This is a genomic window from Sanguibacter sp. Leaf3 (genome assembly GCF_001425965.1).
Lineage (GTDB): Bacteria > Actinomycetota > Actinomycetes > Actinomycetales > Cellulomonadaceae > Sanguibacter > Sanguibacter inulinus.
In genome coordinates this window covers 542,742-567,589 of sequence record NZ_LMRH01000002.1, presented here as the reverse complement: position 1 = coordinate 567,589, position 24,848 = coordinate 542,742, and the positions used below count along the sequence as shown (strand labels likewise).

Genomic DNA, 24,848 nt, shown 5'->3' with positions numbered 1-24,848 from the left:
CCACCAATCTGCCGCCGGCGAGGAACCCCTGCCCTCCCGGCGGTGCACCACCATCTGAGGCACCGGTCGTCCGCTGCGTGCGGTCGACCGGTGCCTCAGGTGGCTTCACGGCACTGCTCAGGGAGAGCGCTGATGACTCTGCGCTCTCAGCAGCCTGGCGATCGTCAGCCCGGCGCGCTGAGCGATCGGGCGCTCGTCGACCCGGCGCGCTCGGCGGGCTGAGGGATCAGCGCGTCAGGACAGCCACGCACTCCACGTGGTGCGTCATCGGGAAGAGGTCGAAGGCGCGGACGCTCTCGAGCTCGTAGCCGTCCTTCGCGAGGTACGCGATGTCACGGGCGAGCGCCGCTGGGTCGCACGCGACGTACACGATGCGGCTCGGCGAGAGCGCCACGATCTGCGCGACGGTCTTGGCTCCCGCACCTGTGCGCGGCGGGTCGAGGACGACGACGTCGGCCCCGGCGATCGCGCCGTGCCCGGCGGTCCGCAGCACCGTGTCGACCTGGCCGACGTGCAGCTCGACCTGCTCGTAGGCGTGAGCGTTGCGGCGCGCGTCCTTCACGGCGCGCTCGTCACCCTCGACAGCGACGACGCGTCCGACAGGCCCGACGGCCTTGGCGAGCGGGACCGTGAACAGCCCGGCCCCTGAGTAGAGGTCGACGACCGTGGCGTCGGTGAGGTCGCCGTCCGCTCCCCCGCGGGCAGCGTCGAGCACCACCTGCGCGAGGAGCGAGGGGGCCTCGCGGTGGACCTGCCAGAACCCGTCGGCGGCGACCTTGTACGTGAAGGCCTCGCCGTCGACGGTCACCGTCTCGGTGACCGAGCGGCGCACGTTCGGACGGGTGTCGAGGTGGCCGTTGCGCAGGACCTGCCCGTCGAGCAGCACGATCGGGTCTGAGCCGTCGGCCGGGGCCACGACCTCGATCTCGGCGCCGGGGGTCCAGCGCTTCGCGAAGATCTTCTCGGCATCGGCGGCAGCAAGGACCTCCGGGGTGGCCAGGGGCATGGTGCTCAGCGGGAGCACGTCGTGCGACCGGAACTGGCGCATGCCGGCGCGGCCGTCCGCGTCGGCGACGAGGTCGATGCGGGTACGCCATCCGAGGCCGCCGCGCTCGTCGTCGCCCGGGGCGGGCTCGACGACCACGGTGCGCTCGATCTTCGCGAGGCGCTGCAGCTGCTCTTCGACGACCCCGGCCTTCCAGCGGCGCTGCGCCTCGAGGGAGACGTGCGCGAGCTCTCCGCCGCCGACGCCGTCGGCCCCGGCCTGCGGCCAGGCCGACCGGACCCGGTCCGGGGAGGCGACGAGGATCTCGACGGCGTCCGCGCGCCAGAACTTCGAGGTCTCCCCCGAGTCGGTGAGGCGCGCGCGGACGGTCTCACCGGGCAGCGTGTGCCGCACGAAGACGACCCGACCGTCGTACCGCGCGACGCAGTGCCCACCGTGGGCGATGCGGCCGATCTCGAGCTCGACCAGCGGAGCGGTCTCAGGGGTGTCGGCGGCGTCGTTCAGGGCTTCGGATGACTCAGGGGTGGTAGGCACCCGACAAGTATCCCAGGCGTCTGGCCCGCGTCCCACCAGACGTCGACCTAGTAGCCGACCCTGCGCTTCTTCGCGGCGTACCCGGTGCCCTCCAGGCCCGTCTGCCCCTGGCTCGACGAGAGCTGCCACGGGACCGAGGCCACGACCACACCGGGGGTGAAGAGCAGACGCCCCTTGAGCCGCAGCGCGCTCTGGTTGTGGAGCAGCTGCTCCCACCAGTGCCCGACCACGTACTCGGGGATGTACACCACGACGAGGTCACGGGGGCTCTCGCGACGCACCGACCGGACGTACCCGAGGATCGGCCGGGTGATCTCACGGAACGGGGAGTCGAGGACCCGCAGCGGGACGGGGATGTCCAGGCTCTCCCACTGGGCTGTGAGGCGCTCGACGTCCTCGGCGTCGACGCCCACGGTGAGCGCCTCGAGCGTGTTGGGCCGCGACGCGCGGGCGTAGGCGATCGCCCGCATCGTCGGCTTGTGCAGCTTGGACACGAGCACGATCGCGTGCACCCGGCTCGGCAGCGCCCGAGAGGACGACGGGTCCTCGCCGAGCTCGATCTCCTCAGACACCGAGTCGTAGTGCTTGCGGATCGACTTCATCAGCACGAACACAGCAGCCATCGCGAGCAGCGCGATCCACGCGCCGTGCGTGAACTTGGTGAGCAGCACGATGACCAGCACGGTCCCGGTCATCGCGAAACCGATCGAGTTGACGATCCTCGAGCGCGTCATCTGCGACCGCACCTTCGGGTCTGTCTCGGTCCGCAGCTTGTCGGTCCAGTGCCGGACCATGCCCAGCTGAGACAGCGTGAAGGAGACGAAGACACCCACGATGTACAGCTGGATCAGGCGGGTGACCTCGGCGTCGAAGGCCCAGATGAGGATGATCGCCCCGGCCGCCAGGGTGAGGATGCCGTTGGAGAAGGCGAGCCTGTCACCGCGGGTGTGGAGCTGGCGCGGGAGGTAGCCGTCCTTGGCGAGGATGGATCCGAGCACCGGGAAGCCGTTGAAGGCCGTGTTCGCCGCGAGCACGAGGATGAGCCCTGTCACCGCCGAGACGATGTAGAAGGCCACTGGCACTCCCTGGAACACGGCCTCGGCGAGCTGGCCGATCACCGGGTGCTGCACGTAGTCGACCGGGAGGGCCTGCCCACCGGAGGTCAGCTGCTCGTGAGGGTTCTCCGCATAGTGCACACCTGTGAGCTTCGCGAGGAAGAGGATGACGAGGATCATCAGGGCCGAGATGCCACCGAGGAGCGCGAGGGTCGTCGCCGCGTTCTTGGACTTGGGCTTCTGGAAGGCCGGGACACCGTTGCTGATGGCCTCGACACCCGTCAGGGCTGCGCAGCCCGAGGCGAAGGCCCGCGCGATGAGGAAGGCTCCGGCCAGACCTGTCAGCCCCTCGTCGAAGCCAGGCTGGGCGACGAGCTCGAAGGTCGCGCTCTCTGCCATCGGCAGGTTGCCGGTCAGGTGCCGCAAGAACCCGACGACGGCGGTGACCCCGATCGCGAACATGAAGAGGTACACGGGGATCGCGAAGAACCGCCCGGACTCCTTGACCCCTCGCAGGTTCACGAGCGTCAGCAGCGCGACGAGCACGATCGCGAAGGTGGCTTCGTGGTCCCGCAGCGCTGGGATCGCGCTCGCCGCGTACTGCGCGCCGGAGGAGATCGACACAGCGACGGTGAGGACGTAGTCGACCATGAGCGCGCTCGCGACGCCGACACCGGCGCTCGGGCCGAGGTTCTCGGTCGCGACCTCGTAGTCACCGCCGCCCGAGGGGTAGGCGTGCACGTTCTGCCTGTACGAGGCGACGACGGTGATCAGCACGAGGACGACGGCGAGGCCGACCCACGGGGAGATCGTCGTGGCGGTGAACCCGGCGACCGCGAGGGTCAGCAGGATCTCGTCGGGGGCGTAGGCGACGGACGAGAGCGCGTCCGAGGCGAAGACCGGCAGCGCGATGCGCTTCGGCAGGAGGGTATGCCCCAGGTGTTCGCTGCGGACTGGACGTCCGAGGAGGAGCCGCTTGGCGGCATCAGCAATGTCCGACACGTTGAGCAATGCTAGGCCCGTTTTGGCGGTCTGGGGACGGATCTGCGGTCACGGTCTGGTCAGCAGTCCCGTCAGGGAGTCGCCCGCGGCTCCGCAGCCGGTCACAGAGGCGGGCTGCTGGCCCGTCGCACGGCCGTGGCAGGCCCGTCGCAGGTACCCACGGGCGTGAACCTGGAGTAGCGTTCCGGCTTGTGCACTTCGTCATCATGGGATGTGGGCGCGTCGGCGCCACTCTGGCCCAGTCGCTCGAGAACAACGGTCACTCCGTCGCGGTCATCGACCAGAACGCTGACGCGTTCCGTCGGTTGAGCCCCGACTTCGGTGGGAAGAAGGTGACCGGTCTCGGCTTCGACCGCGACACCCTCCACCAGGCGGGGATCGACGACACCTACGGATTTGCGGCCGTCTCGGACGGCGACAACTCGAACATCCTCGCGGCCCGCGTGGTCCGTGAGACCTACGGGATCGAGAACGTCGTCGCCCGGATCTACGACCCCCACAGGGCCGAGATCTACCAGCGCCTGGGGATCTCGACGGTCGCGACGGTCCGCTGGACCGCCGACCAGATGCTCCGCCGGATGCTCCCCATGGGAGCCACCGACGAGTACCGAGACCCCTCCGGTCAGATCCGCCTCGCCCAGGTCGACGTGCACCCCGGCTGGTACGGCCGCTCGATCCGCGCGATCGACGAGGCCAGCGGCGCGAAGTCGGCCTTCGTCACGCGCTACGGCGACGGCGTGATCGTCCAGCCCGAGACCGTGCTGCAGGAGAACGACATCTTGCACGTCCTGGTCCACACCGATGCGTCGACCACGATGGAGCGCATCCTCACCCACGCCCCGAAGGTAGAGGTCTGATGCGCGTCGTCATCGCCGGAGCAGGATCTGTCGGTCGGTCGATCGCCCGAGAGCTCATCGCCAACGACCACGACGTGACGATCATCGACCACCAGCCGACGTCGATGCGTGTCGCCCAGGTGCCCGAGGCCGAGTGGCTGCTCGCCGACGCCTGCGAGCTGCCGACGCTCACCGAGGCCAAGGTGGACGAGTGCGACGTCATCGTCGCGGCGACAGGCGACGACAAGGCCAACCTGGTCATCTCGTTGCTCGCCAAGACCGAGTTCGGCGTGCCGCGCACGGTCGCTCGCGTGAACAACCCCAAGAACGAGTGGATGTTCGACGAGTCGTGGGGCGTGGACGTCGCCGTCTCGACCCCGCGGATCATGACCGCGATGGTCGAGGAGGCCGTGTCGGTCGGCGACCTCGTGAAGATCTTCACCTTCCACCAGTCCGGCGCGGACATCCTCGAGATCACCCTGCCGGCGGACTCGGTCCTGGCCGGTCAGCGCCTCGGCGACATCACGTGGCCCAAGGACACCGTGCTCGCGGCGATCGTGCGGGGCACGCTCCCGATCGCGCCGACGGCCGACGACACCCTCGAGGCTGGCGACGAGCTGCTGATCGTCACGGGTCAGGAGTCGACGCTCACCGAGCTGCAGGCGCTGCTGGTCGGCGGACCAGCAACCACGTCCCCCACAGGACCAGCGCCCACAGCGGGACGCCCATCACCAGCCGAGCAGTCCCCAGCCATCCCACCGACGAGCTGAAGTACAGCGGGATCTGGACCGCGAGACGCAGGGCGAACATGCCGATCCAGAGCCACGTCGCGAGGGTGTACCGGCGCAGGAGCGCAGGGTCCCTGCGCCACGCCGTCGAGAAGACGGGTGCGGGGGCGGTGGCCTCGACAGGCTCGTCGTGCGTCTGATCAGCCTGCTCCGTCACCGGGCCAGGCTGACGAGACGGTTGAGACGTCGCACCGAACCCACCACGGAGCGCCTCGACGACCACACCGACGATCGGCCACGACACGGCGACCGAGATCAGCATGACGGCCAGGTACGCGCCGTTGGTCCACAGGCCGTAGGCGAAGTACTGGGTGGCGTCGCCGGACCTCCAGGCCCAGAACACGCCGATCGCGACACCGAAGAGGCCCCCGAAGGCCTGGGTCACCGGCGTGCGCTGGACCAGCCGCGCGACGACGGCTGCCACGGCGACGGCCAGCGACGCGACGAGCGGCGGCATGAGCTCGCGGGTCGCGACGTAGAGCACCACGAAGACGAGCCCTGGGGCCATCGCCTCGACGACCCCGCGGATGCCGCCGACCGAGTCGACCATCGAGAAGTCGTCTGAGGCGAGGGCGCGGACACCGGCTCCTGCGGTCGCCGCGCCAGGGGCTCCAGAGCTGTCCCCGGCCCCCGCCTGGGAGGTGACCGGCGGCGGGACCTGGCCCGGGTCTCCTGCGCGGCCCGCGCCGTCACTCACCGGGTCGGGCCCGGAGCTCGTAGCGCGGGTTGTAGATGGTCGCCCGGTCACCCATCTGGCAGACCAGCCCAGACACGCGCGCACGCCGACCGGGTTCGATCCCCGCGATGCGGCGGCGTCCCAGCCACACGAGGTCGATCGAGGCCGACCCGTCGTACAGCTCGGCCTCAAGCGCGGGGACACCGTCGCGCGGGCGCAGGACGACCGAGCGGATGACTCCGGAGAGCTCGACCTGGACGCGGTTGCCCGCCGTCGCGGCGGCGATGCAGCCGACCTGCGCGGACGAGTCGGTCCGCTCTTCGACAGCCGCGATCTCTTCCTGGGAGGCGAGCACAGAGTGCAGCGCCGTGCGCAGGCTCATCAGCGGATCTCGGTGATCTCGGGACCGCGGTTCAACGGGTCGAAGGTCGGCGGGGCGACGGGCGTCTCGGGCTGGCGCTTGCCGGGCAGCGTGAGCGAGAGGAGGTCGCGCGGCGGGCGTGCGTCATCCCCACGGACCACGACGATCTGCCGGAACAGCCCCTCGAGCGTCTTGGCCTCCTCGACGTCGACCGCCGCCTTGCCGCTGATGACACCACGGAGGAACCAGCGCGGGCCGTCGTGCCCGATGAAGCGTGCGGGACGGTGCCCGGTCCGTCCGTCGGGGGTGCGGGCGGGCAGGCGTGCGAGGAGCTCTCGTCCGAAGGGGCCAGGGACGTCGTCGACAGACCCGCCCTGCTTGACGATCGAGTCGGCGATCTCTGCACGGATCTCGTCCCAGATGCCGTCGGTGCGCGGGGCCGCGAAGGCCTGCACCTGGAGCGCCGACCCCTCGAGGGCGAGACCTGCACCGGTCACCCGGTTGGTCTTCTGGTCGACCTCCATGCGCAGCTCCATGCCGGCCACACCAGGCACGCGGAGTGCCCCGAGGTCGACACGGGCCCCGAGCTCGGGGACCTCGGAGACGTCGAAGGGGCCGACGGCGTCGGCGGTGCCGTCCCCCTCTGGTCCGGTCGAGTCGGCGCCGGCGGTCGGCGCAGCGCCGTCCTGTGCCGGAGCGGATTCGGTCTCGGCACCGGGAGCCTGCGCTGTCGCGTCAGCCCCCTTGGTGCCGCGTCGGAACAGAGCCACTGGTTCGTCTCCTTCGGATGGGTGCACGTGCGTCGCACGTGGCACGGCGGGACGTCGACCTCTCGGTCGGCGCGATCCTGGTCCGCCGTGACCTGCTTGTGACAAGACTATGCCGCAGCGCGGCGCGTGAACTACTTCTGTGCTGAGGGTGAACCTGACCATCCGCCGCTCGACCCGAACCCGCCCGCACCGCGCGCAGAGCCGGGCAGCCGCTCCGCCTGGACGAACCTGGCGCGCGCGACCTGCTGGACCACGAGCTGGGCGATCCTGTCGCCCCTGGACAGCGTGAGCGTCTCGGTCGGGTCGGAGTTGCAGAGCGTCACCGCGATCTCGCCGCGGTAGCCCGCGTCGACGGTGCCGGGCGCGTTGACGATCGTCAGGCCGTGCCGCGCGGCGAGCCCCGACCTCGGGTGCACGAAGGCCGCGTAGCCGTCAGGCAGCGCGATCGAGACTCCCGTCGGCACCGTCGACCTCTCGAAGGGAGCCAGCGTCACGTCGACCCGGGTCACCAGGTCGGCACCGGCGTCGCCGGGGTGCGCGTAGGACGGCATCGGGATGCCGTCGTCGAGCAGGGTGATGAGGACCTCGGGGTTCTGCGTAGTCACGGTAGGTGACTCTAACGGCTCGCGGAGGCGCGCACGACGACCCTGTGGACGAGGACTGCGGGCACGGCACGCCTGCGATGATGGAGGCATGACCTCAGCACCGTCGCACGAGCCCCACGCCGACCGCCCAGAGAGCAGCCCGCGCTCCCCCGCGAGCCCCGCAGGTGGCCTGCCGGCACCTGCAGCACCGCCCGCGCACGCAGCCTCGTCGGGCCCGACGGGGGGCTCCAGGCCGGCCTCGGGCGTGCTGCACTCCGAGCGTCTCCTGCCCAGCCTCGCCGGGTGGTTCGGCATCGTGGCCTTCGCGCTGGTCCTCGGTGTCGCGCTGACCGTCGCCGGGCCTGTCGCCGCCGTGGTCACCGCTGTCGTGACTCTGGTCGTCGGCTGCGCGGTCGCGTGGTGGACAGCCCCTGTCGTCGAGGTCCGCGACGGGGTCCTGCGCGCTGGCGGTACCGAGATCCCGACGAGCCTGCTGGCCGACGTCGTGACGCTCGACCGCGAGGGGGTCCGGGAGCAGATGGGGACCGGGTGGGACGCACGCGCCTTCGCGTGCCTGCGGACGTGGACCGGTGGTGCGATCCGGGCGGACGTGGTCGACCCTGCCGACCCGACGCCGTTCTGGGTCGTCTCGACCCGGAGGCCAGACGACCTGGCGGCTGCCGTCACGGCCCAGGGGTGACCTGGACCAGACGCAGCCGCCCTGTCGAGCATGAGTGCGAGTCCGACGGTGTCAGGCAGCGCACTCCGAGCAGATCTGCTGGCCGTTCTTCTCGCTGGCCAGCTGGCTGCGGTGGTGGACGAGGAAGCAGCTCGCGCAGGTGAACTCGTCAGCCTGGCGCGGGAGCACCCGGACGGAGAGCTCTTCGCCCGAGAGGTCGGCACCGGGAAGCTCGAAGCCTTCGGCCGCTTCCGTCTCGTCCTCGTCGACAACGCCTGAGCTCTTGTCGGAACGACGCGCCTTGAGCTCTTCGAGCGAGTCCTCGCTGAGGTCTTCCTCTGTCTTGCGGGGGGCGTCGTAGTCAGTTGCCATGTGTGGGCTCACACTCCAGTGCAGATGTATCGGTGGTCGCCGAGGTGACTCGCACGTCACTCGGTGTGTCGCAACTCAGTGCTGGTGCTCCGGGATTGCTAGTGCTGTAATGCTCGCGCCCGCCCGGTTGTTCCCGGGTGGCGATGGGATTGTCCATCATTTCCGGGCGCAGCGCACCTCACGTCGAGATCTCCACCCGCGTCGGCACGCGACGGACCCGGGCGCGGACGCTCGGAGCGGGGTGGAGCCGCCCACCCTAGTGCACCGGAGACACCCCTCGGTCCACCGTCAGGCGCCGCTGTCTGCGTCCAGCCCGGTGAGCAGCGTGACCAGCGCGTCGACCGACGGACCAGGCCCGGCGACGGTCATGTCCGGGCTCGCGCCACGTCCCCGCAGACCCGACACGGTCCCGCCCGCCTCGGTCACCAGCAGCGCACCGGCGGCCATGTCCCACGGGTTCAGCCCGCGCTCGTACACGAGGTCGAGCTGCCCCTCCGCGACCATGCAGAGATCGAGGGCGGCAGACCCGATCCGCCGGATGTCGCGCACCCTGGGCAGGACCTGCGTGAGCACCTGGGCCTGGGCGGCCCGGCGTTCTGAGGCGTACCCGAAGCCCGTGCCGACCAGGCTCAGCGAGAGGTCTGTCGGCTCGTTGACGTGGATCGGCTCGCCGTCGACCGTCGCGCCCTCGCCCCTCCCCGCGGACCACGAGCGACCGTCCGGGACGCGCACGACGCACCCGGCGAGGGCCTCCCACTCCTCGGGGTCGCCCGACCCGGCGACCACCGCGACCGACACCGCGTAGGCCGGGATGCCGTAGAGGTAGTTGACGGTGCCGTCGATCGGGTCGACCACCCACGTCAACCCGCTCGTCCCGGCGACGTGACCGTCTTCCTCCCCCAAGATCGCGTCGTCGGGGCGGGCCTCGAGGATCAGCCGGCGCAGCAGCGCCTCGGAGGCGGCGTCCATCGCCGTGACGACGTCGACGGGCGAGGACTTGGTCGCGGCGACCTCGACGCGGGCCGGGCTGGTGGTCCGGACGAGGTCGGCCGCCTCGGCAGCGACCCGCTCGGCGAGACGGCGCAGCTCGCTGACGAGCGCGGCGTCGGGGACTGGAGCAGAGGCAGGAGCGGCAGGAGAGGTCATGACCTCATCCTGCCCGACGTGACAATCTGGTGCCGCGGCACACCGACCCGGGTGCGCGGGTGCGGGGTGAAGAGGTGGCACGCTGGCACCTTCAGGTGCCACAGGAGGACCAATGGCTGAGCAGGATGCAGGTGAGCTGCGACTCGTCGGGCTGCACGACGACGGGGAGCACCTCGTGCTGTCGCGCCCCGGGGGCGAGACGTTCCGTCTGGCGATCACCGACGGCTTGCGCGCAGCGGTGCGACGCGACCGCTCGCGTCTGGAGCACCTCAAGACGCAGGAGCAGGGATTCCTCGCCCCGCGCGAGATCCAGGCGCGGGTCCGTTCTGGGCTGACCGCCGAGGAGATCGCGGCCGAGTCGGGGATCACCGTCGCGCAGGTGCGCCGCTACGAGGGCCCCGTGCTCGCCGAGCGCCAGTTCATCGCGCAGCAGGCCGCCGCGACCCGGGTGGGCCGTGACAACAGCTCGCCGAGCCTCGGCGACCTCGTGACCGACAGGCTCGCGGCCCGCGGCGTCGAGACCTCGGAGCTCGAGTGGGACGCCTCGCGTCCCGACGGCCACGGCTGGATCGTGTCGGTCGCCTTCAGCGTCGGCGGTCAGGACCGCCTCGCCCGCTGGACCTTCGACCCGCCCGCACGCTCTCTGCACGCCCTCGAGGACGAGGCCCGCTGGCTCTCGGAGACCGAGATCGCCGACGAGCCGATCCCGCGCCGCCACCTCGCGTCGGTGCGCTCGTCCGTGTACGACCTCGAGTCCGACGGCTCGGTCCGTCCGGTCCTCGACGCCGTCGACCTGGACCCGAGGCTGCTGCGCCCCTCCGAACCCCAGGCTCCCGAGACGCCGAGCGAGCTGGACCAGACCGCCGCGATCCTCGACGACCTCCAGGGCCGCCGTGGTGTCCGTCAGCAGCTCGAGCTCGGTGAGGACGAGGCGCTGTTCGAGGGCTTCGGCCCGGCGACGGCCTTCGCCGACCACGACGACGACCTGCCGGTCGGCGACGTGCCCGGAGCGCACCCGGCCGAGCCGGGGACAGGCCTGCTGGAGGCCCGCGTCTACGCGCTCCCCCCGCTGTCGATGCCTGTCGACGACGCTGAGAGCACCGCCGACGAGGCAGCCGAGACCGAGACACCCGCCGAGGCACCCGAGGCCGAGCCTGCGGCGGAGAAGACCCCAGCCCGCCCGACCCGCCGTGGTCGCTCGAAGGTGCCCAGCTGGGACGAGATCGTGTTCGGCGGCAAGCAGGACTGAGCACCTGCGCGAGCCCCCGGACGGCGAGAGGCCCGGTCCGTGCGGACCGGGCCTCTCGGCGTCTGCTGTCCTCAGACCGTGAAGGTCAGGTACGGGACACGCATCTCGCGCGGGGTCAACGAGCCGTGCACACCCACGAGGGCGATCGACCGGGGTGACTGCACCCTCGAGTCGACGACGGTCGCCCGGCCGCGCGCCGCGACGAGCACGTCGCCGATCCACGGCTCGACGTGCTCGGCGACCTCGCCGAACCAGCCTGCCTCGATCACCTCGGCCTTGGTCGCCACGAGGGCGTCGTCGCCCAGGACGTCCCGCCAGCGCTCGGCGAGCGACACGGCGTTCTTGCGCTTGGTCGCGTGCAGGTGGACGGCACGCGGCTCCCCCGCCACGACCTTGACACCTTCGTGCAGCGCTGCGACCTGGGCGACGTCACGCTGACGAGCCCTGTCGACGTCGACCATCCCGTGGTCGGCGGTCACGACGACCTGGGTCCCCGGCGGGAGGACGGTCTGCAGACGAGCGAGCTCGCGGTCGGCGAGCTCGAGGGCGTCGCCCCACTGCCACGACTCCGAGCCCTCGTGGTGGCCGACCTTGTCGACGTCGCCCCAGTACAGGTAGACGAGACCGGGGGTCATGAGCTCGAAGGCAGCAGCGTCGACGCGCGACTCCAGGCTCTCGGCGTTCCAGTACCTGGCCCCACGCAGCGCCGCACGGGTCATGCCCGACGCCGCGAAGCGCTCCGGTCCGATCGACGTCACCCGCACTCCGGCGGAGCTGAGCTGCTCGAAGACCGTGGGCTCCCGCTGGAGGTCCATGGGCTCGGGAGCGCCGTCCCACGAGACGAGGTTCGCGAGCGTCCCGGTGTGCGGGTTGCGCACCGTGTAGCCGAGCATGCCCGTGCGCCCGGGACCGGACCCCGTCCCGAAGATGCCCATCGACACCGCGGTCGTGGACGGGAAGCCGCAGGTGATGACGGCGTCGTCGCGCAGCAGAGACCTGAGGAAGGGCGCGTGCCCGCTGCGCTCGCTGAGGTTGTCGAAGCCCAGGCCGTCGACGAGCACCACGCACACACGCTCGGCGGACGGGAGCCCGAGAGCAGCCTGCGCGGCGGCGTTGCGCCCGGCGTCGTCGACGACCCCGAGGGCCGCAGCGGCGGCCGGCAGGACCGACGCGAGAGAACGGCCCGTGCGGTCGGGGACGAGGAGCCCGAGGGCCTCGGCTGTCGCGGTGAGGGGCGCAGGCCCGTCGGTCACCGTCGCCCGCCGTGCGCTGCGTAGCCCGTCGCAGCCGAGAGCGCCTTCGCGAAGGCGACCGCCGAGCGGACAGCCTCGACTCCCTCAGCCTGCGCGCTCACGCGCACGAGCACGTCGTCGTTGGCCATCGACCCTGTGAGGCCGTGGTCTGCCTCGCACTGCGGGTCGGGGCACTGGGCGGGCTCGAGGTCGATGCGGGAGACCGCACCCCAGCCGACGGCCAGGGTCAGCTCGGTCGGCGCAGCGCCGGAGACGTGCTTCTCGGGGGCGTCGACCATGTGGGTGAGGACGACCGAGGTGATCTTGGCGAGCGGCACGGCCTCGGTCGTCGCCGCGGCGCTCGAGCGGGCGTCCTGCTGCCCGGCCTCGGGGTCCTCGGAGGCGTGGTCGTCGACGTGCGCGAGGACCAGCCGCGACGACGTGAGGACGAGCACCGTCACGTGGCGGCGGACCTCAGAGGTCGCGAAGGTCGTCTCGACATGCACGAGGTGAGCCTCGACGGGCTCGTCGGCGATGGCGACGTCGAGGACGTCGGCGACGAGCTCGGGGTAGTACCCGGCCCTGTCGAGCTGTCGGCGGAGGTCTGCGGAGAGGTCACGGCTGCTGGTCGAGGACACCCGACCATCCTAGTCACCTCGCCCTGGTCACCCGGCCCGGGTCGCTCCGCCCTGACCGACCCGGCTCAGTCCGGCAGCGCCCGGCGCAGGCCGTCCTTGCGGTTGGCAGACTCGACGGTGACGCGCGCGCTGAGCACGGCGGCCCCGCGCTCGGCGACGACGACGGGGTAGAGCTCGAGGGACCGGACCTCGGGGTGATCGTCGGCGAGCTCGCTGACCCGTCCGATGAGGTCTTCGATCGCCGCAGCGTCGGCCGGCGGCAGACCCTTGTAGCCGAAGAGGCGCGGTGCCGCGCGGACCGAGCGCACCATGTGGGCCACGTCGGTCGTCGTGAGCGGCGGCACGCCATAGCTGACGTCGCCGAGCAGGTCGACGGCGTCGCCCGAGAGCCCGAAGGACACGACGGGTCCGTAGAGCTCGTCCTCGGTCGACCGGATGACGCAGGCGACCCCCGCAGGGGCCATGCGCTGGACCTCGAGCGGACGGGCTGCGGGGTGGCGGAGCTCGGGCACGTGGTCGACGAGCGACGACTGCATCTGCGCCACGTCGGTGCGCAGCTCGGCCTCGTCGAGGATGTCGAGGCGCACACCTCCCAGGTCGGCGCGGTGGCGCAAGGACTCGGCCGTGCTCTTGAGGGCGACGGGCCAGCCGAGCTGGTGCGCGGCCGCGACGGCCTCGTCGGCGTCCCGGACGGGCACGGACTCCCAGACGTCGATGCCGTAGCAGGCGAGCAGCGCCCTGACCTCGTCGGCCGGGAGCGCCGTGCGTCGGCCCTCGACGGTGTGCCTGTCGATCACCGCACGGGCCCCGGCCACGTCGACGTCGGAGTAGGTGAGCGGGGTGCCGTGGTCCTGGTGGCGCCACGTGGCGTAGCGCACGACGGCGCCGAGCGCCTGGACGGCGTCCTCGGGCGTGGAGTACGCAGGCACCGTGACGGTGCGCGCAGCCGACCCGCCCTCGGCGGCTGCCGCAGGCGCCGGTGCGGGGACGTCCCCCTGGTCGGCGCGCTCGGCCGGGACCTCGACGGTGAGCTCGGGCAGCAGCCCGTGCAGACCGAGGACGCTCGCGACGGTCGGTCGGCCCGAGCGGGCCGCAGCCTGTGCGACGGCGGCGCAGAACCTCGCGTCGGTCCCGCCGAGGACGGGCACGTGGACGGCGACCACCACGTCGCAGGCCCCCTCGGCGTAGACGGCGTCGATCGCCGCGAGGTTCTCCTCCTCGGTCGCGTCCTCCCGCACGACGGCGACGTGGCTGGTCACCACGAGCCCGGCGGTGCCGGCGGCCTCCGCGACGATCGCCGAGAGCGGCGCCGAGCCGGCGACGATCCCGACGCGTCGACCCGAGGGCAGCGGCTGGTGCGCGAAGAGCTGGATGATGTCGAGCATCTGGTGGGTGTTCTCGGCGCGGACGACCCCGGACTGGCGGAACATCTCTTCGAGGGTGCGGCGCGGGGCCCGCGTCGGCCGCACGGCGTGGCCGGCCGGGACGACGTGCCCCGAGCGGCCTGCGGTGACCACCACGACGGGCTTGACGAGCGAGAGGCGTCGGGCGATCCGAGAGAACTTGCGCGGGTTGCCGATCGACTCGAGGTACAGCCCGGCGACGTCGGTCGACTCGTCGTCCTGCCAGAACTGCATGAGGTCGTTGCCCGACACGTCGGCCCGGTTGCCGGCCGAGACGAAGGACGAGACCCCCACGCCGCGCCGCCACACGGTCGCGAGGACGGTGACAGCCATCGGCGCCGACTGGCAGAAGATCCCGACCGTGCCGGCCGGTGGGAGCACAGGGGCGAGCGAGGCGTTGAAGACGCCCTCGGGCCGGCGGGCGAACATCCCGTACGAGCCCGGGCCGACCACGCGCATCCCGGCGGCGTGCGCGGTCCGGACGATCTCGCGCTGGAGCGCGAGCCCTTCGGCTCCGGTCTCGGCATACCCGGGGCCGGAGACGACGACGCCTCGGACTCCGAGGCGGGCGAGGGAGCGGACGGTCGCGAGCGTGTCGGCGGGGTGCGCGACGACGAGCGCCAGGTCGACGGGCGCCTCGACGTCGTCGAGGGTGTCGACGAAGCGCAGGCCTGTCGGGTCGCCGATCTCGGCGCGCAGCGCGTCGGTCGCCCCGACGACGGTCATGGTGACGTCACCGTCGCGCAGGTGGGCGCTGATCGCCCGGGCGGCCATCCGCGCCTGCAGGCTAGTCGCGTCGGCGTCGCCAGGCGGGACCACGACGATCGAGCGCGGGGTGAACAGCCCGACCATGCTGCGGGCCTCGGCGCGGTGCTCCCGGTCGATCATCACCTGCCGCGAGCGCTCGGTCGGGTCGAGGTCGATGCTCACGGTGACGATGCCGTCGTCGACGTGCTGGGTGGTCTCGTACCCGGCCTCTCGGAAGACGGCGAGCATCTTGCCGTTCTGCGGCAGGACCTCCGCCGTGAAGTGCGTGATGCCGACCTCGCGGGCCGCGGCGGCGATGTGCTCGAGCAGCGCGGAGCCGAGCCCCCGGCCCTGGTGGGAGTCGGCGATGTTGAAGGCGACCTCGGCCTCGCGGGGCGCGATGGTGTCGAAGCGGGCGACGCCGATGATCTGCTCGGAGCCGTCCGCAGCCGAGGTCACCGCGACGAGGGCGACCCTGTCACGGTGGTCCAGGACGGTGAAGCGGGTGAGGTCACGGGCCGAGAGGCGTTCCATCGCGGCGAAGAACCGCATGTAGGTGGACCGTTCGGACTGCGCGGTGTGGAAGCGCTGCAGCGCGTCGCGGTCGGCCGCGGTGATCGGGCGCAGGTGGGCGGTGGTCCCGTCCGAGAGGACGACGTCGGCCTCCCACTCCTGCGGGTAGCCGGCCTCTGTCGCGACGCCGTCGTCGGCGGAAGAGTCAGGTGGGGTGGTCACAGGTACAGGCTATGCGCCCGTGGGCGCGGCTCGGGGGCTGGCACACCGGCTCTCGTGCGAAACTGTGGGCCAGAACCCTCCGCGCCTCCCCCGCGCACCCCACAGCACCCCCGCACCACCCAGGAGCCCAGAGACAGATGGCACGCACCTCGACGCGGTCCGGCTCGACGACAGAACCCGGTGACTTCACCGAGAACATCGTCGACATCGACGTCGCCCAGGAGATGGAGGGCTCGTTCCTCGAGTACGCCTACTCCGTCATCTACGCGCGCGCCCTGCCCGACGCCCGCGACGGGCTCAAGCCCGTCCAGCGCCGCATCCTCTTCCAGATGTCCGACATGGGTCTGCGACCCGACCGTGGGCACGTGAAGTCCGCGCGCGTCGTGGGCGAGGTCATGGGGAAGCTGCACCCGCACGGCGACACGGCGATCTACGACGCCCTGGTGCGCATGGCGCAGCCTTTCTCGCTGCGGCTGCCGATGGTCGACGGTCACGGGAACTTCGGATCTCTCGACGACGGCCCTGCTGCCCCTCGGTACACCGAGGCGCGCCTCGCACCGGCCGCGCTGGTGATGACCACGGGTCTCGACGAGGACGTCGTGGACTTCGTGCCGAACTACGACAACAAGCTGGTCCAGCCCGAGGTCCTGCCGGCCGCGATCCCGAACCTGCTCGTCAACGGTGCGTCGGGCATCGCCGTCGGCATGGCGACCAACCTGGCCCCGCACAACCTCATCGAGGTGATCGCGGCGGCGCGGTTCCTCGTCGCGAACCCGAAGGCCTCCCTCGAAGACCTCATGCGCTTCGTGCCCGGACCCGACCTGCCCACGGGTGGAAAGATCGTCGGCCTCGAGGGCATCCGCGACGCGTACAGGACGGGTCGCGGGTCCTTCAAGACGCGTGCCACGGTCCGGGTCGAGAACGTCACGCCCAAGCGCAAGGGGCTCGTGGTCACCGAGCTGCCCTACCTCGTGGGTCCCGAGAAGGTCGTCGAGAAGATCAAGGAAGGCGTCCAGGCCAAGAAGCTCTCGGGGATCACGGCCGTCACCGACCTCACCGACAGGTCGCACGGGCTGCGCCTGGTCATCGAGATCAAGACGGGATTCAACCCCGAGGCCGTCCTCGAGCAGCTGTACAGGTACACGCCGATGGAGGACTCCTTCGGCATGAACAACGTGGCGCTCGTCGACGGTCAGCCGCGCACGCTCGGCCTGCGCGAGATGCTGTCCGTCTGGGTCGACCACCGCATCGACGTGGTACGCCGCCGCTCGCAGTTCCGGCTGACCAAGCGCCTCGACAGGCTGCACCTGGTCGAAGGCCTGCTGCTCGCGATCGTCGACATCGACGAGGTCATCCAGGTGATCCGCAGCTCGGACGACGCCGACACGGCGCGCGGACGCCTGCGCGAGGTCTTCGACCTGTCCGAGGCGCAGTCCGAGTACATCCTCGAGCTGCGGCTGCGACGCCTCACCAAGTTCTCGCGGATCGAGCTCGAGAAGGAGCAGTCGGCCCTCGTCGAGGAGATCGAGCAGCTGCGTGCGATCCTCGGGGATGACGCGCTGCTGCGCCGCGTGGTGAGCGAGGAGATGGCCGAGGTCGCGAAGGTCTACGGGACGCCGCGACGGACGATCTTGCTCGACTCGGCAGGTGGTGGCGTGACGGGCGCTCCAGGGCTCCCGGGGCCACGTGGCAGCCAGGTGTCGCTCGAGATCGAGGACACCCCGTGCTGGGTGCTGCTGTCCTCGACGGGTCTCCTCGCCCGGACCTCCGACGACACCGTCCCCGTCCGCGACGACCACCGGCACGCCCACGACGTGCTGAGCACGTCGCTGCTGTCGTCGGTGCGCAGCGAGGTCGGTGCGCTGACCTCGGCCGGACGGGTCGTGCGGGTCTCGGTCCTCGACCTCCCGTCGCTGCCGCCCACCCAGGGCGCACCGAGCCTGTCGGGCGGGGTGCCCGTCGCCGAGGTCTGCACGCTCGAGCCGGGTGAGCAGCTCGTCACCCTCGTCTCCCTTTCCGAGGACGCACCGACCCTCGCCCTCGGGACCGCCGGTGGCACCGTCAAGCGGGTCGCCCAGGGCGACGTGCCGAGCAAGGACAGCTGGGAGGTCGTCTCCCTCAAGCCCGGTGACACCGTGGTCGGCGCCGTGCCGGTCTCCGACGACGACGAGCTCGTCTTCATCAGCTCCGAGGCGAGCCTGCTGCACTTCTCCGCGAGCGCCGTGCGCCCCCAGGGCCGGACGGCCGGCGGCATGGCCGGCATCAAGCTCACCGGCGACCAGCGTGCGGTGTTCTTCGGTGCTGTCCCCGCGGGCCAGGCCGAGCAGTGCGCGGTGGTGACGATCGCCGGTGCGTCGGACGCCCTGCCGGGGACCCAGACGGGGAGCGTCAAGACGACGGCCTTCGAGGTGTACCCGGGCAAGGGTCGCGCGACGGGCGGGGTGCGGGCGCACAGGTTCCTCAAGGGCGAAGACACGCTGCTGCTCGCGTGGGTGGGCACGGCACCGCCGCACGCGACAGGGGCCGCCGGGCAGCCCCTCGACCTGCCGCCCGCCGACCCGCGGCGCGACGGCTCGGGCACGATGCTCGACGCGCCGGTCCACGCCGTGGGCTGACGCGGCGCCGGTGCGGCGGCCGGTGCGGCGGCCGGCTGGACGGCCACAGGGGTGGACGGCCCAGCCGACCGGGTGGAAGTTCTCCCCATCGACGGTCTCGCCGTGCGGGGACGACGATGGGCAGCGAGAATTCACCGACCGCGTGATGCACGTCGCGGCCCCCCACCCCCCTGGAGCACCCTCATGCGCACCTCCCTCCTCGTCCGTTCGTCCGCAGCGCTCCTCGCGACAGGGATGGTGCTCAGCGGCTGCTCGAGCGACGGTGACGAGAAGGTCGCCTCGCCCGTCTCCGCCGAGGCGACAGACGACGCCACCGACGAGAGCACCGACGAGCCGACGGAGGACGCGGACGACGACTCGACCGAGGACGCGACCGACGAGGCGACCGAGGACAGCACTGACGACGCCGACGACTCGGGCGACGGGTCGGTCGACGGCACCCAGGTGATCGACGTCGACGGGTCCGACAAGGACCTCACCCTCGAGATCCCCACGGGGTGGCAGCCCTCCGACGCGATGGACAGCTCACCCTTCATCATCTTCGTGGCGGTCTCCCCCGAGGTGTACGAGGCCTTCAGCCCGAACGTCGTCGTGACCGTCGAGGACGTCCCGTCCGGGGCGTCCGAGGACGACATCTTCGCCGACCACACGGCGGCCGCGCTGAGCCTCGACTCGACCGAGCCCGACGGCAGCACGGGCACTGTCGGCGGTTACCCGTCGCACACTGTCTCCGGGCTGCGCGAGGGGCCCTCGGGTGAACAGCTCGCGCAGAGCTCGACCCTCGTGATCGTCGAGGGCGACGACGGCTCGACGGTCGCCCTGGCCCTCGCGCTGACCACCCACGCGGACGACTCGGCCGGGCGCGACGTGCTCAGCGGCGTGCTGTCGTCGGCCACGATCAGCTGACGGGACGGCACCCATGGACCAGGCACGACGGGTCGTCGTCACCGGCGGCAGCGGAAAGCTCGGGCGCGCGTGCGTCGCGGACCTCCTCGAGCACGGCTACGAGGTGGTCAACGTCGACGTGGCACCTCCGCCCGCAGACCAGGGCTGCGCCTACGTGCGCGCCGACCTCACCGACCTCGGGCAGACCCTCGCCGTGCTCACGGGCGTGGACGACAGGTACCGGGGCGTCGACGCCGTCGTGCACCTGGCCGCGATCCCCGCACCGGGCGGGTTCCCGGACCACGTGATCTTCGAGACCAACACCGTCTCGACGTACAACGTGTTCTCCGCGGCACGGACGGCCGGGATCCGCACGGTCGTGTGGGCCTCGAGCGAGACCGTCCTCGGTCTGCCCTTCGAGACCCCTCCCCCGTACCTGCCGGTCGACGAGGAGTACCCGGGCCGGCCGGAGTCCTCGTACTCGCTGTCCAAGCTGCTCGGTGAGCACACGGCCGCGCAGATGTGCCGGCAGGACCCGTCGCTGATGATCCACGCGCTGCGGTTCTCCAACGTCATGGAACCCCACGACTACGCGGCGTTCCCGGGCTTCGACGCCGACCCGTCGCTGCGCCGCTGGAACGCGTGGGGGTACATCGACGCCCGTGACGGCGCGCAGGCCATCCGTCGGTCGCTCGAGCACGGGCACCCTGGCTTCGAGGTGTTCGTCATCGCCAACGCCGACACCGTGATGAGCCGCAGCAGCACCGAGCTGGCCGCGGCCGAGTTCCCCGGCGTCCCGCTGCGTGACGGGCTCGGCACGCACGAGACTCTGCTGTCGATCGACAAGGCGCGACGGGTGCTCGGCTTCGACCCGCAGCACTCGTGGCGCGACCAGGTCTGAGCAGCCCCTGGCCCGCGGCTCGCGGGGACGCCGCCCCGGGTGGGCGGCACCCTGCGAGCGCCACCGCCACGGGCCGACGCGCGGCGGGCGACCACCTGGCGGTCGCCCGCCGGTCTGTCGGCCGTCGTCCCTAGACTGACCCCATGCTCACCGCGCGCGCTGCTGCCCTGAAGTCCGCCATCGCCTCGCGCGTCGTCGTCGCCGACGGGGCGATGGGCACGATGCTCCAGGCGGCCGACCTCTCCCTCGACGACTTCCAGGGGCTCGAGGGCTGCAACGAGATCCTCAACGTCACCCGCCCCGACGTGGTCGAGTCGGTCCACGACGCGTACTTCGCCGTCGGTGTCGACTGCGTCGAGACCAACACCTTCGGGGCCAACTGGTCGAACCTCGGGGACTACGGCATCGACGACCGCATCTTCGAGCTCGCCGAGGCGGGCGCGCGGGTCGCGCGCCGCAGCGCTGACAAGCACGCCACGCCCGACAAGCCCCGCTGGGTCCTCGGCTCGATGGGACCGGGCACCAAGCTGCCGAGCCTCGGGCACACGAGCTACGCGCACCTGCGCGACACCTTCGCCCAGCAGGCTGCCGGTCTGGTCTCCGGCGGCGCCGACGCGATCCTCGTCGAGACCAGCCAGGACCTCCTCCAGACCAAGGCGGCCGTCAACGGCTCGAAGAAGGCCATGGCGGAGTCGGGTGTCGAGGTGCCGATCTTCGTCCAGGTGACCGTCGAGGCGACGGGCACCATGCTCATGGGCTCCGAGATCGGCGCCGCCCTCACGACGCTCGCGGCGCTCGGTATCGACTCGATCGGCCTGAACTGCGCGACCGGCCCGGCCGAGATGAGCGAGCACCTGCGCCACCTCGCCAAGCACTCGGCCGTCCCCGTCACCTGCATGCCCAACGCGGGGCTGCCCGTGCTCGGTGCGAACGGTGCGCACTACCCGCTGAGCCCGGCCGAGCTCGCAGCAGCGCACCAGCAGTTCGTCCGGGAGTTCGGTCTCGGGCTCGTGGGCGGCTGCTGCGGGACGACGCCCGAGCACCTGCGCGCCGTGGTCGAGGCCGTCGGCGGGGTGCCCGTGGTCGAGCGCTCCCCCGAGCCCGAGAAGGGCGTCGCGAGCCTCTACACGCACGTGGACTTCGACCAGGACGCGTCGTTCTTGGCGATCGGCGAGCGCACCAACGCGAACGGCTCGAAGGCCTTCCGTGAGGCGATGCTCGCCGAGGACTGGGACGAGTGCGTGCAGATCGCCCGGGCGCAGACCCGCGACGGCGCGCACCTGCTCGACGTCTGCGTGGACTACGTGGGGCGCGACGGCGTCGCCGACGTGCGGTCTGTCGTGTCCCGCCTCGCGTCGGCGTCGACGCTGCCCCTGGTCATCGACTCGACCGAGCCACCCGTCATCCAGGCCGGTCTCGAGCTCGTCGGCGGGCGCGGGGTCGTCAACTCGGTGAACTTCGAGGACGGCGACGGCGAGACGTCGCGCTACGGGCGCATCATGCCGCTGGTCAAGGAGCACGGCGCGGCGGTCATCGCGCTCACCATCGACGAAGAGGGCCAGGCGCGCACAGCCGAGACCAAGCTCGCGATCGCGAGCCGCCTGGTCGACGACCTCACCGGCCGCTGGGGCATGGACGTCGCCGACATCATCGTCGACACCCTCACCTTCCCGATCGCCACGGGACAGGAGGAGACCCGCCGCGACGCCATCGAGACCATCGAGGCGATCCGCGCGCTCAAGGCGAAGTACCCCGGGGTGCACACGACGCTCGGCGTCTCGAACGTCTCCTTCGGGCTCAACCCGGCCGCACGTGTCGTGCTCAACTCGGTGTTCCTGCACGAGGCCGTCCAGGCCGGGCTCGACTCGGCGATCGTGCACGCCGCGAAGATCCTCCCCCTCGCGAAGATCCCCGACGAGCAGCGCCAGGCCGCCCTCGACCTCGTCTGGGACCGCCGCGAGTACGACGCCGACGGCGCGATGACCTTCGACCCGCTCGCACGCCTGCTCGACCTCTTCGCCGGGGTCGACACCGCAGCCCTCAAGGACCAGCGCGCCGCCGAGCTCGCGGCGCTCCCCCTCGGCGAGCGGCTCGAGCGTCGCATCCTCGACGGCGACCTCAAAGGTCTCGACACCGACCTCGACCAGGCGCTCGGCGAGGGCATGACGGCCCTGGCGATCATCAACGACCACCTGCTCGCCGGGATGAAGGTCGTCGGAGAGCTCTTCGGCAAGGGCGAGATGCAGCTGCCCTTCGTGCTGCAGTCCGCCGAGGCCATGAAGACCGCCGTGGCCTACCTCGAGCCGCACATGGAGAAGACCGACGAGGCCGGCAAGGGCACCATCGTGCTCGCGACCGTCCGCGGGGACGTGCACGACATCGGCAAGAACCTCGTCGACATCATCCTCACCAACAACGGCTACACGGTCGTCAACATCGGGATCAAGCAGACCATCGCCGCGATGATCGAGGCGGCCGAGGAGCACCACGCCGACGTCATCGGCATGAGCGGGTTGCTGGTGAAGTCGACCGTCGTCATGCGGGAGAACCTCGAAGAGCTCAACGCACGAGGCCTCGCGCAGAAGTACCCGGTGCTGCTCGGCGGTGCCGCACTGACCCGCACCTACGTCGAGGACGACCTCGACGCCGTGTACGACGGCCAGGTCCGGTACGCCCGCGACGCCTTCGAGGGCCTGCGCCTCATGGAGCCCCTCGTGCGGGTCGCCCGCGGCGAGGACGTCGCCTCGGTCGGTCTCCCGCCGCTCAAGAAGCGCCGCCACGCTACCGTGACGGTCACCCAGACGGCCGACGAGGACCTCCCGCCGCGGTCCGACATCGACTCCGACAACCCTGTCCCGACACCGCCGTTCTGGGGGTCGCGGATCGTCAAGGGGATCCAGCTCGCCGACTACGCGGCGTTCCTGGACGAGCGCGCGACCTTCATGGGTCAGTGGGGTCTCAAGCCGTCTCGTGCCGACGACTCCGCGAGCTACGAAGAGCTGGTCGAGACCGAGGGGCGCCCGCGCCTGCGCGACTGGCTCGACCGCATCAAGACCGACAACATGTTCGACCCCTCGGTCGTCTACGGGTACTTCCCCGCGGTCGCCGAGGGTGACGACATGGTGATCCTGCACCACGAGGGCCCCGACGGCGGCTCGGGCGGCGAGCCCGGCACCGAGCGCATGCGCTTCACCTTCCCGCGGCAGCGCCGCGACAGGCACCTCTGCCTGGCGGACTTCGTCCGGCCGAAGGACTCGGGCGAGATCGACGTGGTCGCCTTCCAGCTCGTGACCGTCGGCGCCTCCGTGGACCCGCACACAGCCCGGCTCTTCGCCGAGAACAGGTACCGCGAGTACATGGAGCTGCACGGCCTCTCCGTCCAGCTCACCGAGTCCCTCGCCGAGTTCTGGCACTCCCGCGTCCGCGAGGAGCTCGGCTTCGCCGCCGAGGACCCGGCAGACCTCGACGGCATGTTCAAGGTCGACTACCGCGGCGCGAGGTTCTCCCTCGGCTACCCGGCCTGCCCCGACATGGAAGACCGCCGCAAGGTCATGGAGCTGCTGCGCGCCGAGCGCGTGGGTGTCGTGCTCTCCGACGAGCTCCAGCTGCACCCCGAGCAGTCGACCGACGCGATCGTGTTCCACCACCCTGCCGCGAAGTACTTCTCGGTGTGAGCGTGGTCGGCGGGTCAGCAGGACGGCCCGCCCCGGGCGGCTCCGTCCCGCAGGGAGCCACAGCGCTGCGTCCGGCCTGGGAGTCGCTCCCAGCCCAGGTCCGGCACATCGTCGAGTGGCGGCTCGGGTCGGCCGTGGTCGAGGCCCGGTCGCAAGACTCGGGCTTCACCCCTGGTCTCGCGTCACGGCTGCTCCTCGCAGACGGCCGGCGCGTCTTCGTCAAGGCGGCCTCGACCGAGATGGCTCCTTGGATCGTCGAGGCGTACAGGCGCGAGTGCGAGGTGACGGCGGCGCTGCCTGCAGGAGTTCACGCCCCGCGAGCCCGGTGGACCTGCGAGGAAGGACCGTGGTTCGTCGCCGTCATGGACGACGTCGAGGGGCACCACCCCCGCCGTCCGTGGCGCGCCGAGGAGCTCGCGACCGTCGTGGCGATGCTCGCCGAGAACGCCCGGGCGCTCACGCCCCCTCCCCACGGTCTGCACGTGCCGCTGCTCGCCGACGAGCTGGCCGCCGAGCTCGTCATGGTCCGCGATCTCGACCTCCCGTGGCGTGACACCTGCGTCGACCTCGCCGAGCGGATGCTCGCCTCCCCGCCGACCACGGTGGTCCACACCGACATCCGCGACGACAACGTCCTCCTGACCGAGCAGGGTGCTGTCACCGTCGACTGGAACTTCGTGGCCGCCGGACCAGCCTGGTTCGACACGGTGTCTCTGCTCGTCCAGGCGTACGGCGACGGGATCGACTGCGACAGCGTGCTCGCAGGTGACCCGTCCACCCGGGACCTCGACCCGGATCTCGTCGACGGTGTGCTCGCCCTGCTGCTGGGCTACTTCAGCTGGGCCGCCGCGCAGGAGCACGTCGAGACGTCTCCGTACCTGCGCAGCCACCAGGCCTGGTACCGGGACGCCACCTGGAAGTGGTTGTCGGACCGTCGCGGCTGGAGCACCGGCTGAGGCG

19 protein-coding genes and 1 pseudogene are annotated in these 24,848 nt (G+C 71.4%); 9 read left to right on the top strand and 11 right to left on the bottom strand.

Going from position 1 to position 24,848, the window contains the following annotated elements; translation table 11 throughout:
• Positions 1–226: 226 nt before the first annotated feature.
• Together ASG53_RS09945 and ASG53_RS09940 are read right to left on the bottom strand one after the other, a co-directional pair.
• Positions 227–1,540 carry a class I SAM-dependent RNA methyltransferase gene (locus ASG53_RS09945; protein WP_082543959.1) on the bottom strand — a complete coding sequence of 438 codons (1,314 nt, stop codon included), beginning with the start codon at positions 1,538–1,540 and terminating at the stop codon, positions 227–229.
• A 47-nt stretch (positions 1,541–1,587) separates the two neighbouring features.
• Entirely contained in the window at positions 1,588–3,597 is a 2,010-nt protein-coding gene (locus tag ASG53_RS09940) for an APC family permease (RefSeq protein WP_056134039.1), read from the bottom strand.
• Between the two features lie 206 nt (positions 3,598–3,803).
• Here ASG53_RS09940 and ASG53_RS09935 point away from each other — a divergent pair, with 206 nt between their 5' ends.
• Both ASG53_RS09935 and ASG53_RS09930 read left to right on the top strand, forming a co-directional pair.
• Positions 3,804–4,454: a potassium channel family protein gene (locus tag ASG53_RS09935; protein WP_056134036.1), complete on the top strand. Its 651-nt coding sequence runs from the start codon at positions 3,804–3,806 to the stop codon at positions 4,452–4,454.
• A complete protein-coding gene (locus ASG53_RS09930) occupies positions 4,454–5,203 on the top strand; it encodes a potassium channel family protein (RefSeq protein WP_056132228.1) in 750 nt (249 codons plus the stop codon). The genes ASG53_RS09935 and ASG53_RS09930 overlap by 1 nt, the downstream gene beginning before the upstream one ends.
• Here the strand turns inward: ASG53_RS09930 and ASG53_RS19485 are convergent.
• From ASG53_RS19485 to dut, 4 genes and pseudogenes are all read right to left on the bottom strand, one after another.
• Positions 5,160–5,729, bottom strand: a pseudogene (locus tag ASG53_RS19485) (DUF3159 domain-containing protein); the annotation flags it as partial. The gene ASG53_RS09930 and the pseudogene ASG53_RS19485 overlap by 44 nt on opposite strands.
• A 181-nt stretch (positions 5,730–5,910) precedes the next feature.
• Positions 5,911–6,279 (bottom strand): OB-fold nucleic acid binding domain-containing protein, encoded by a 369-nt coding sequence (locus ASG53_RS09925; RefSeq protein WP_056132224.1) that lies wholly within the window; start codon positions 6,277–6,279, stop codon positions 5,911–5,913.
• Positions 6,279–7,028 (bottom strand): DUF3710 domain-containing protein, encoded by a 750-nt coding sequence (locus ASG53_RS09920; protein ID WP_056132220.1) that lies wholly within the window; start codon positions 7,026–7,028, stop codon positions 6,279–6,281. The genes ASG53_RS09925 and ASG53_RS09920 overlap by 1 nt, the downstream gene beginning before the upstream one ends.
• Before the next feature lie 131 nt (positions 7,029–7,159).
• Positions 7,160–7,633, bottom strand: a complete 474-nt coding sequence (gene dut / locus ASG53_RS09915; RefSeq protein ID WP_082543958.1) for a dUTP diphosphatase — start codon at positions 7,631–7,633, stop codon at positions 7,160–7,162.
• Positions 7,634–7,721: 88 nt separating this feature from the next.
• Here dut and ASG53_RS09910 point away from each other — a divergent pair, with 88 nt between their 5' ends.
• On the top strand, positions 7,722–8,312 hold the full coding sequence (locus tag ASG53_RS09910; RefSeq protein ID WP_056132216.1) for a DUF3093 domain-containing protein: 591 nt from the start codon (positions 7,722–7,724) through the stop codon (positions 8,310–8,312).
• Positions 8,313–8,363: 51 nt separating this feature from the next.
• Here ASG53_RS09910 and ASG53_RS09905 read toward each other — a convergent pair whose 3' ends face one another.
• Positions 8,364–8,663 (bottom strand): DUF4193 domain-containing protein, encoded by a 300-nt coding sequence (locus ASG53_RS09905; protein WP_056132214.1) that lies wholly within the window; start codon positions 8,661–8,663, stop codon positions 8,364–8,366.
• 288 nt (positions 8,664–8,951) lie between these two features.
• Positions 8,952–9,809, bottom strand: coding sequence for an inositol monophosphatase family protein (locus tag ASG53_RS09900; protein WP_056132212.1), 858 nt, complete (start codon positions 9,807–9,809; stop codon positions 8,952–8,954).
• Positions 9,810–9,921: 112 nt separating this feature from the next.
• Here ASG53_RS09900 and sepH point away from each other — a divergent pair, with 112 nt between their 5' ends.
• On the top strand, positions 9,922–11,058 hold the full coding sequence (sepH, locus tag ASG53_RS09895; protein ID WP_056132209.1) for a septation protein SepH: 1,137 nt from the start codon (positions 9,922–9,924) through the stop codon (positions 11,056–11,058).
• Between the two features lie 71 nt (positions 11,059–11,129).
• On the opposite strand, the gene ASG53_RS09890 is transcribed toward sepH, so the two are convergent.
• The 3 genes from ASG53_RS09890 to ASG53_RS09880 form a co-directional block, all read right to left on the bottom strand.
• Positions 11,130–12,311 carry an alkaline phosphatase family protein gene (locus tag ASG53_RS09890; protein WP_056132208.1) on the bottom strand — a complete coding sequence of 394 codons (1,182 nt, stop codon included), beginning with the start codon at positions 12,309–12,311 and terminating at the stop codon, positions 11,130–11,132.
• Positions 12,308–12,928: a DUF5998 family protein gene (locus ASG53_RS09885; protein WP_056132205.1), complete on the bottom strand. Its 621-nt coding sequence runs from the start codon at positions 12,926–12,928 to the stop codon at positions 12,308–12,310. Before ASG53_RS09885 ends, ASG53_RS09890 begins: the two co-directional genes overlap by 4 nt.
• A gap of 65 nt (positions 12,929–12,993) precedes the next feature.
• A complete protein-coding gene (locus ASG53_RS09880) occupies positions 12,994–15,813 on the bottom strand; it encodes a bifunctional acetate--CoA ligase family protein/GNAT family N-acetyltransferase (protein ID WP_056132200.1) in 2,820 nt (939 codons plus the stop codon).
• A gap of 137 nt (positions 15,814–15,950) precedes the next feature.
• Between ASG53_RS09880 and ASG53_RS09875 the strand changes: the two genes are divergently transcribed.
• The 5 genes from ASG53_RS09875 to ASG53_RS09855 all read left to right on the top strand — a co-directional run bounded on the left by ASG53_RS09875 (position 15,951) and on the right by ASG53_RS09855 (position 24,844).
• Positions 15,951–18,428, top strand: coding sequence for a DNA gyrase/topoisomerase IV subunit A (locus tag ASG53_RS09875; protein ID WP_056132196.1), 2,478 nt, complete (start codon positions 15,951–15,953; stop codon positions 18,426–18,428).
• A gap of 183 nt (positions 18,429–18,611) precedes the next feature.
• Positions 18,612–19,334 (top strand): LpqN/LpqT family lipoprotein, encoded by a 723-nt coding sequence (locus ASG53_RS09870; protein WP_056132192.1) that lies wholly within the window; start codon positions 18,612–18,614, stop codon positions 19,332–19,334.
• A gap of 13 nt (positions 19,335–19,347) precedes the next feature.
• Positions 19,348–20,214 (top strand): NAD-dependent epimerase/dehydratase family protein, encoded by an 867-nt coding sequence (locus ASG53_RS09865; protein WP_056132188.1) that lies wholly within the window; start codon positions 19,348–19,350, stop codon positions 20,212–20,214.
• 143 nt (positions 20,215–20,357) lie between these two features.
• Positions 20,358–23,888, top strand: a complete 3,531-nt coding sequence (gene metH, locus ASG53_RS09860; RefSeq protein ID WP_056132185.1) for a methionine synthase — start codon at positions 20,358–20,360, stop codon at positions 23,886–23,888.
• Complete coding sequence (locus tag ASG53_RS09855) at positions 23,885–24,844, top strand: aminoglycoside phosphotransferase family protein (protein WP_156382743.1); 960 nt, start codon at positions 23,885–23,887, stop codon at positions 24,842–24,844. Before metH ends, ASG53_RS09855 begins: the two co-directional genes overlap by 4 nt.
• Positions 24,845–24,848: the final 4 nt, after the last annotated feature.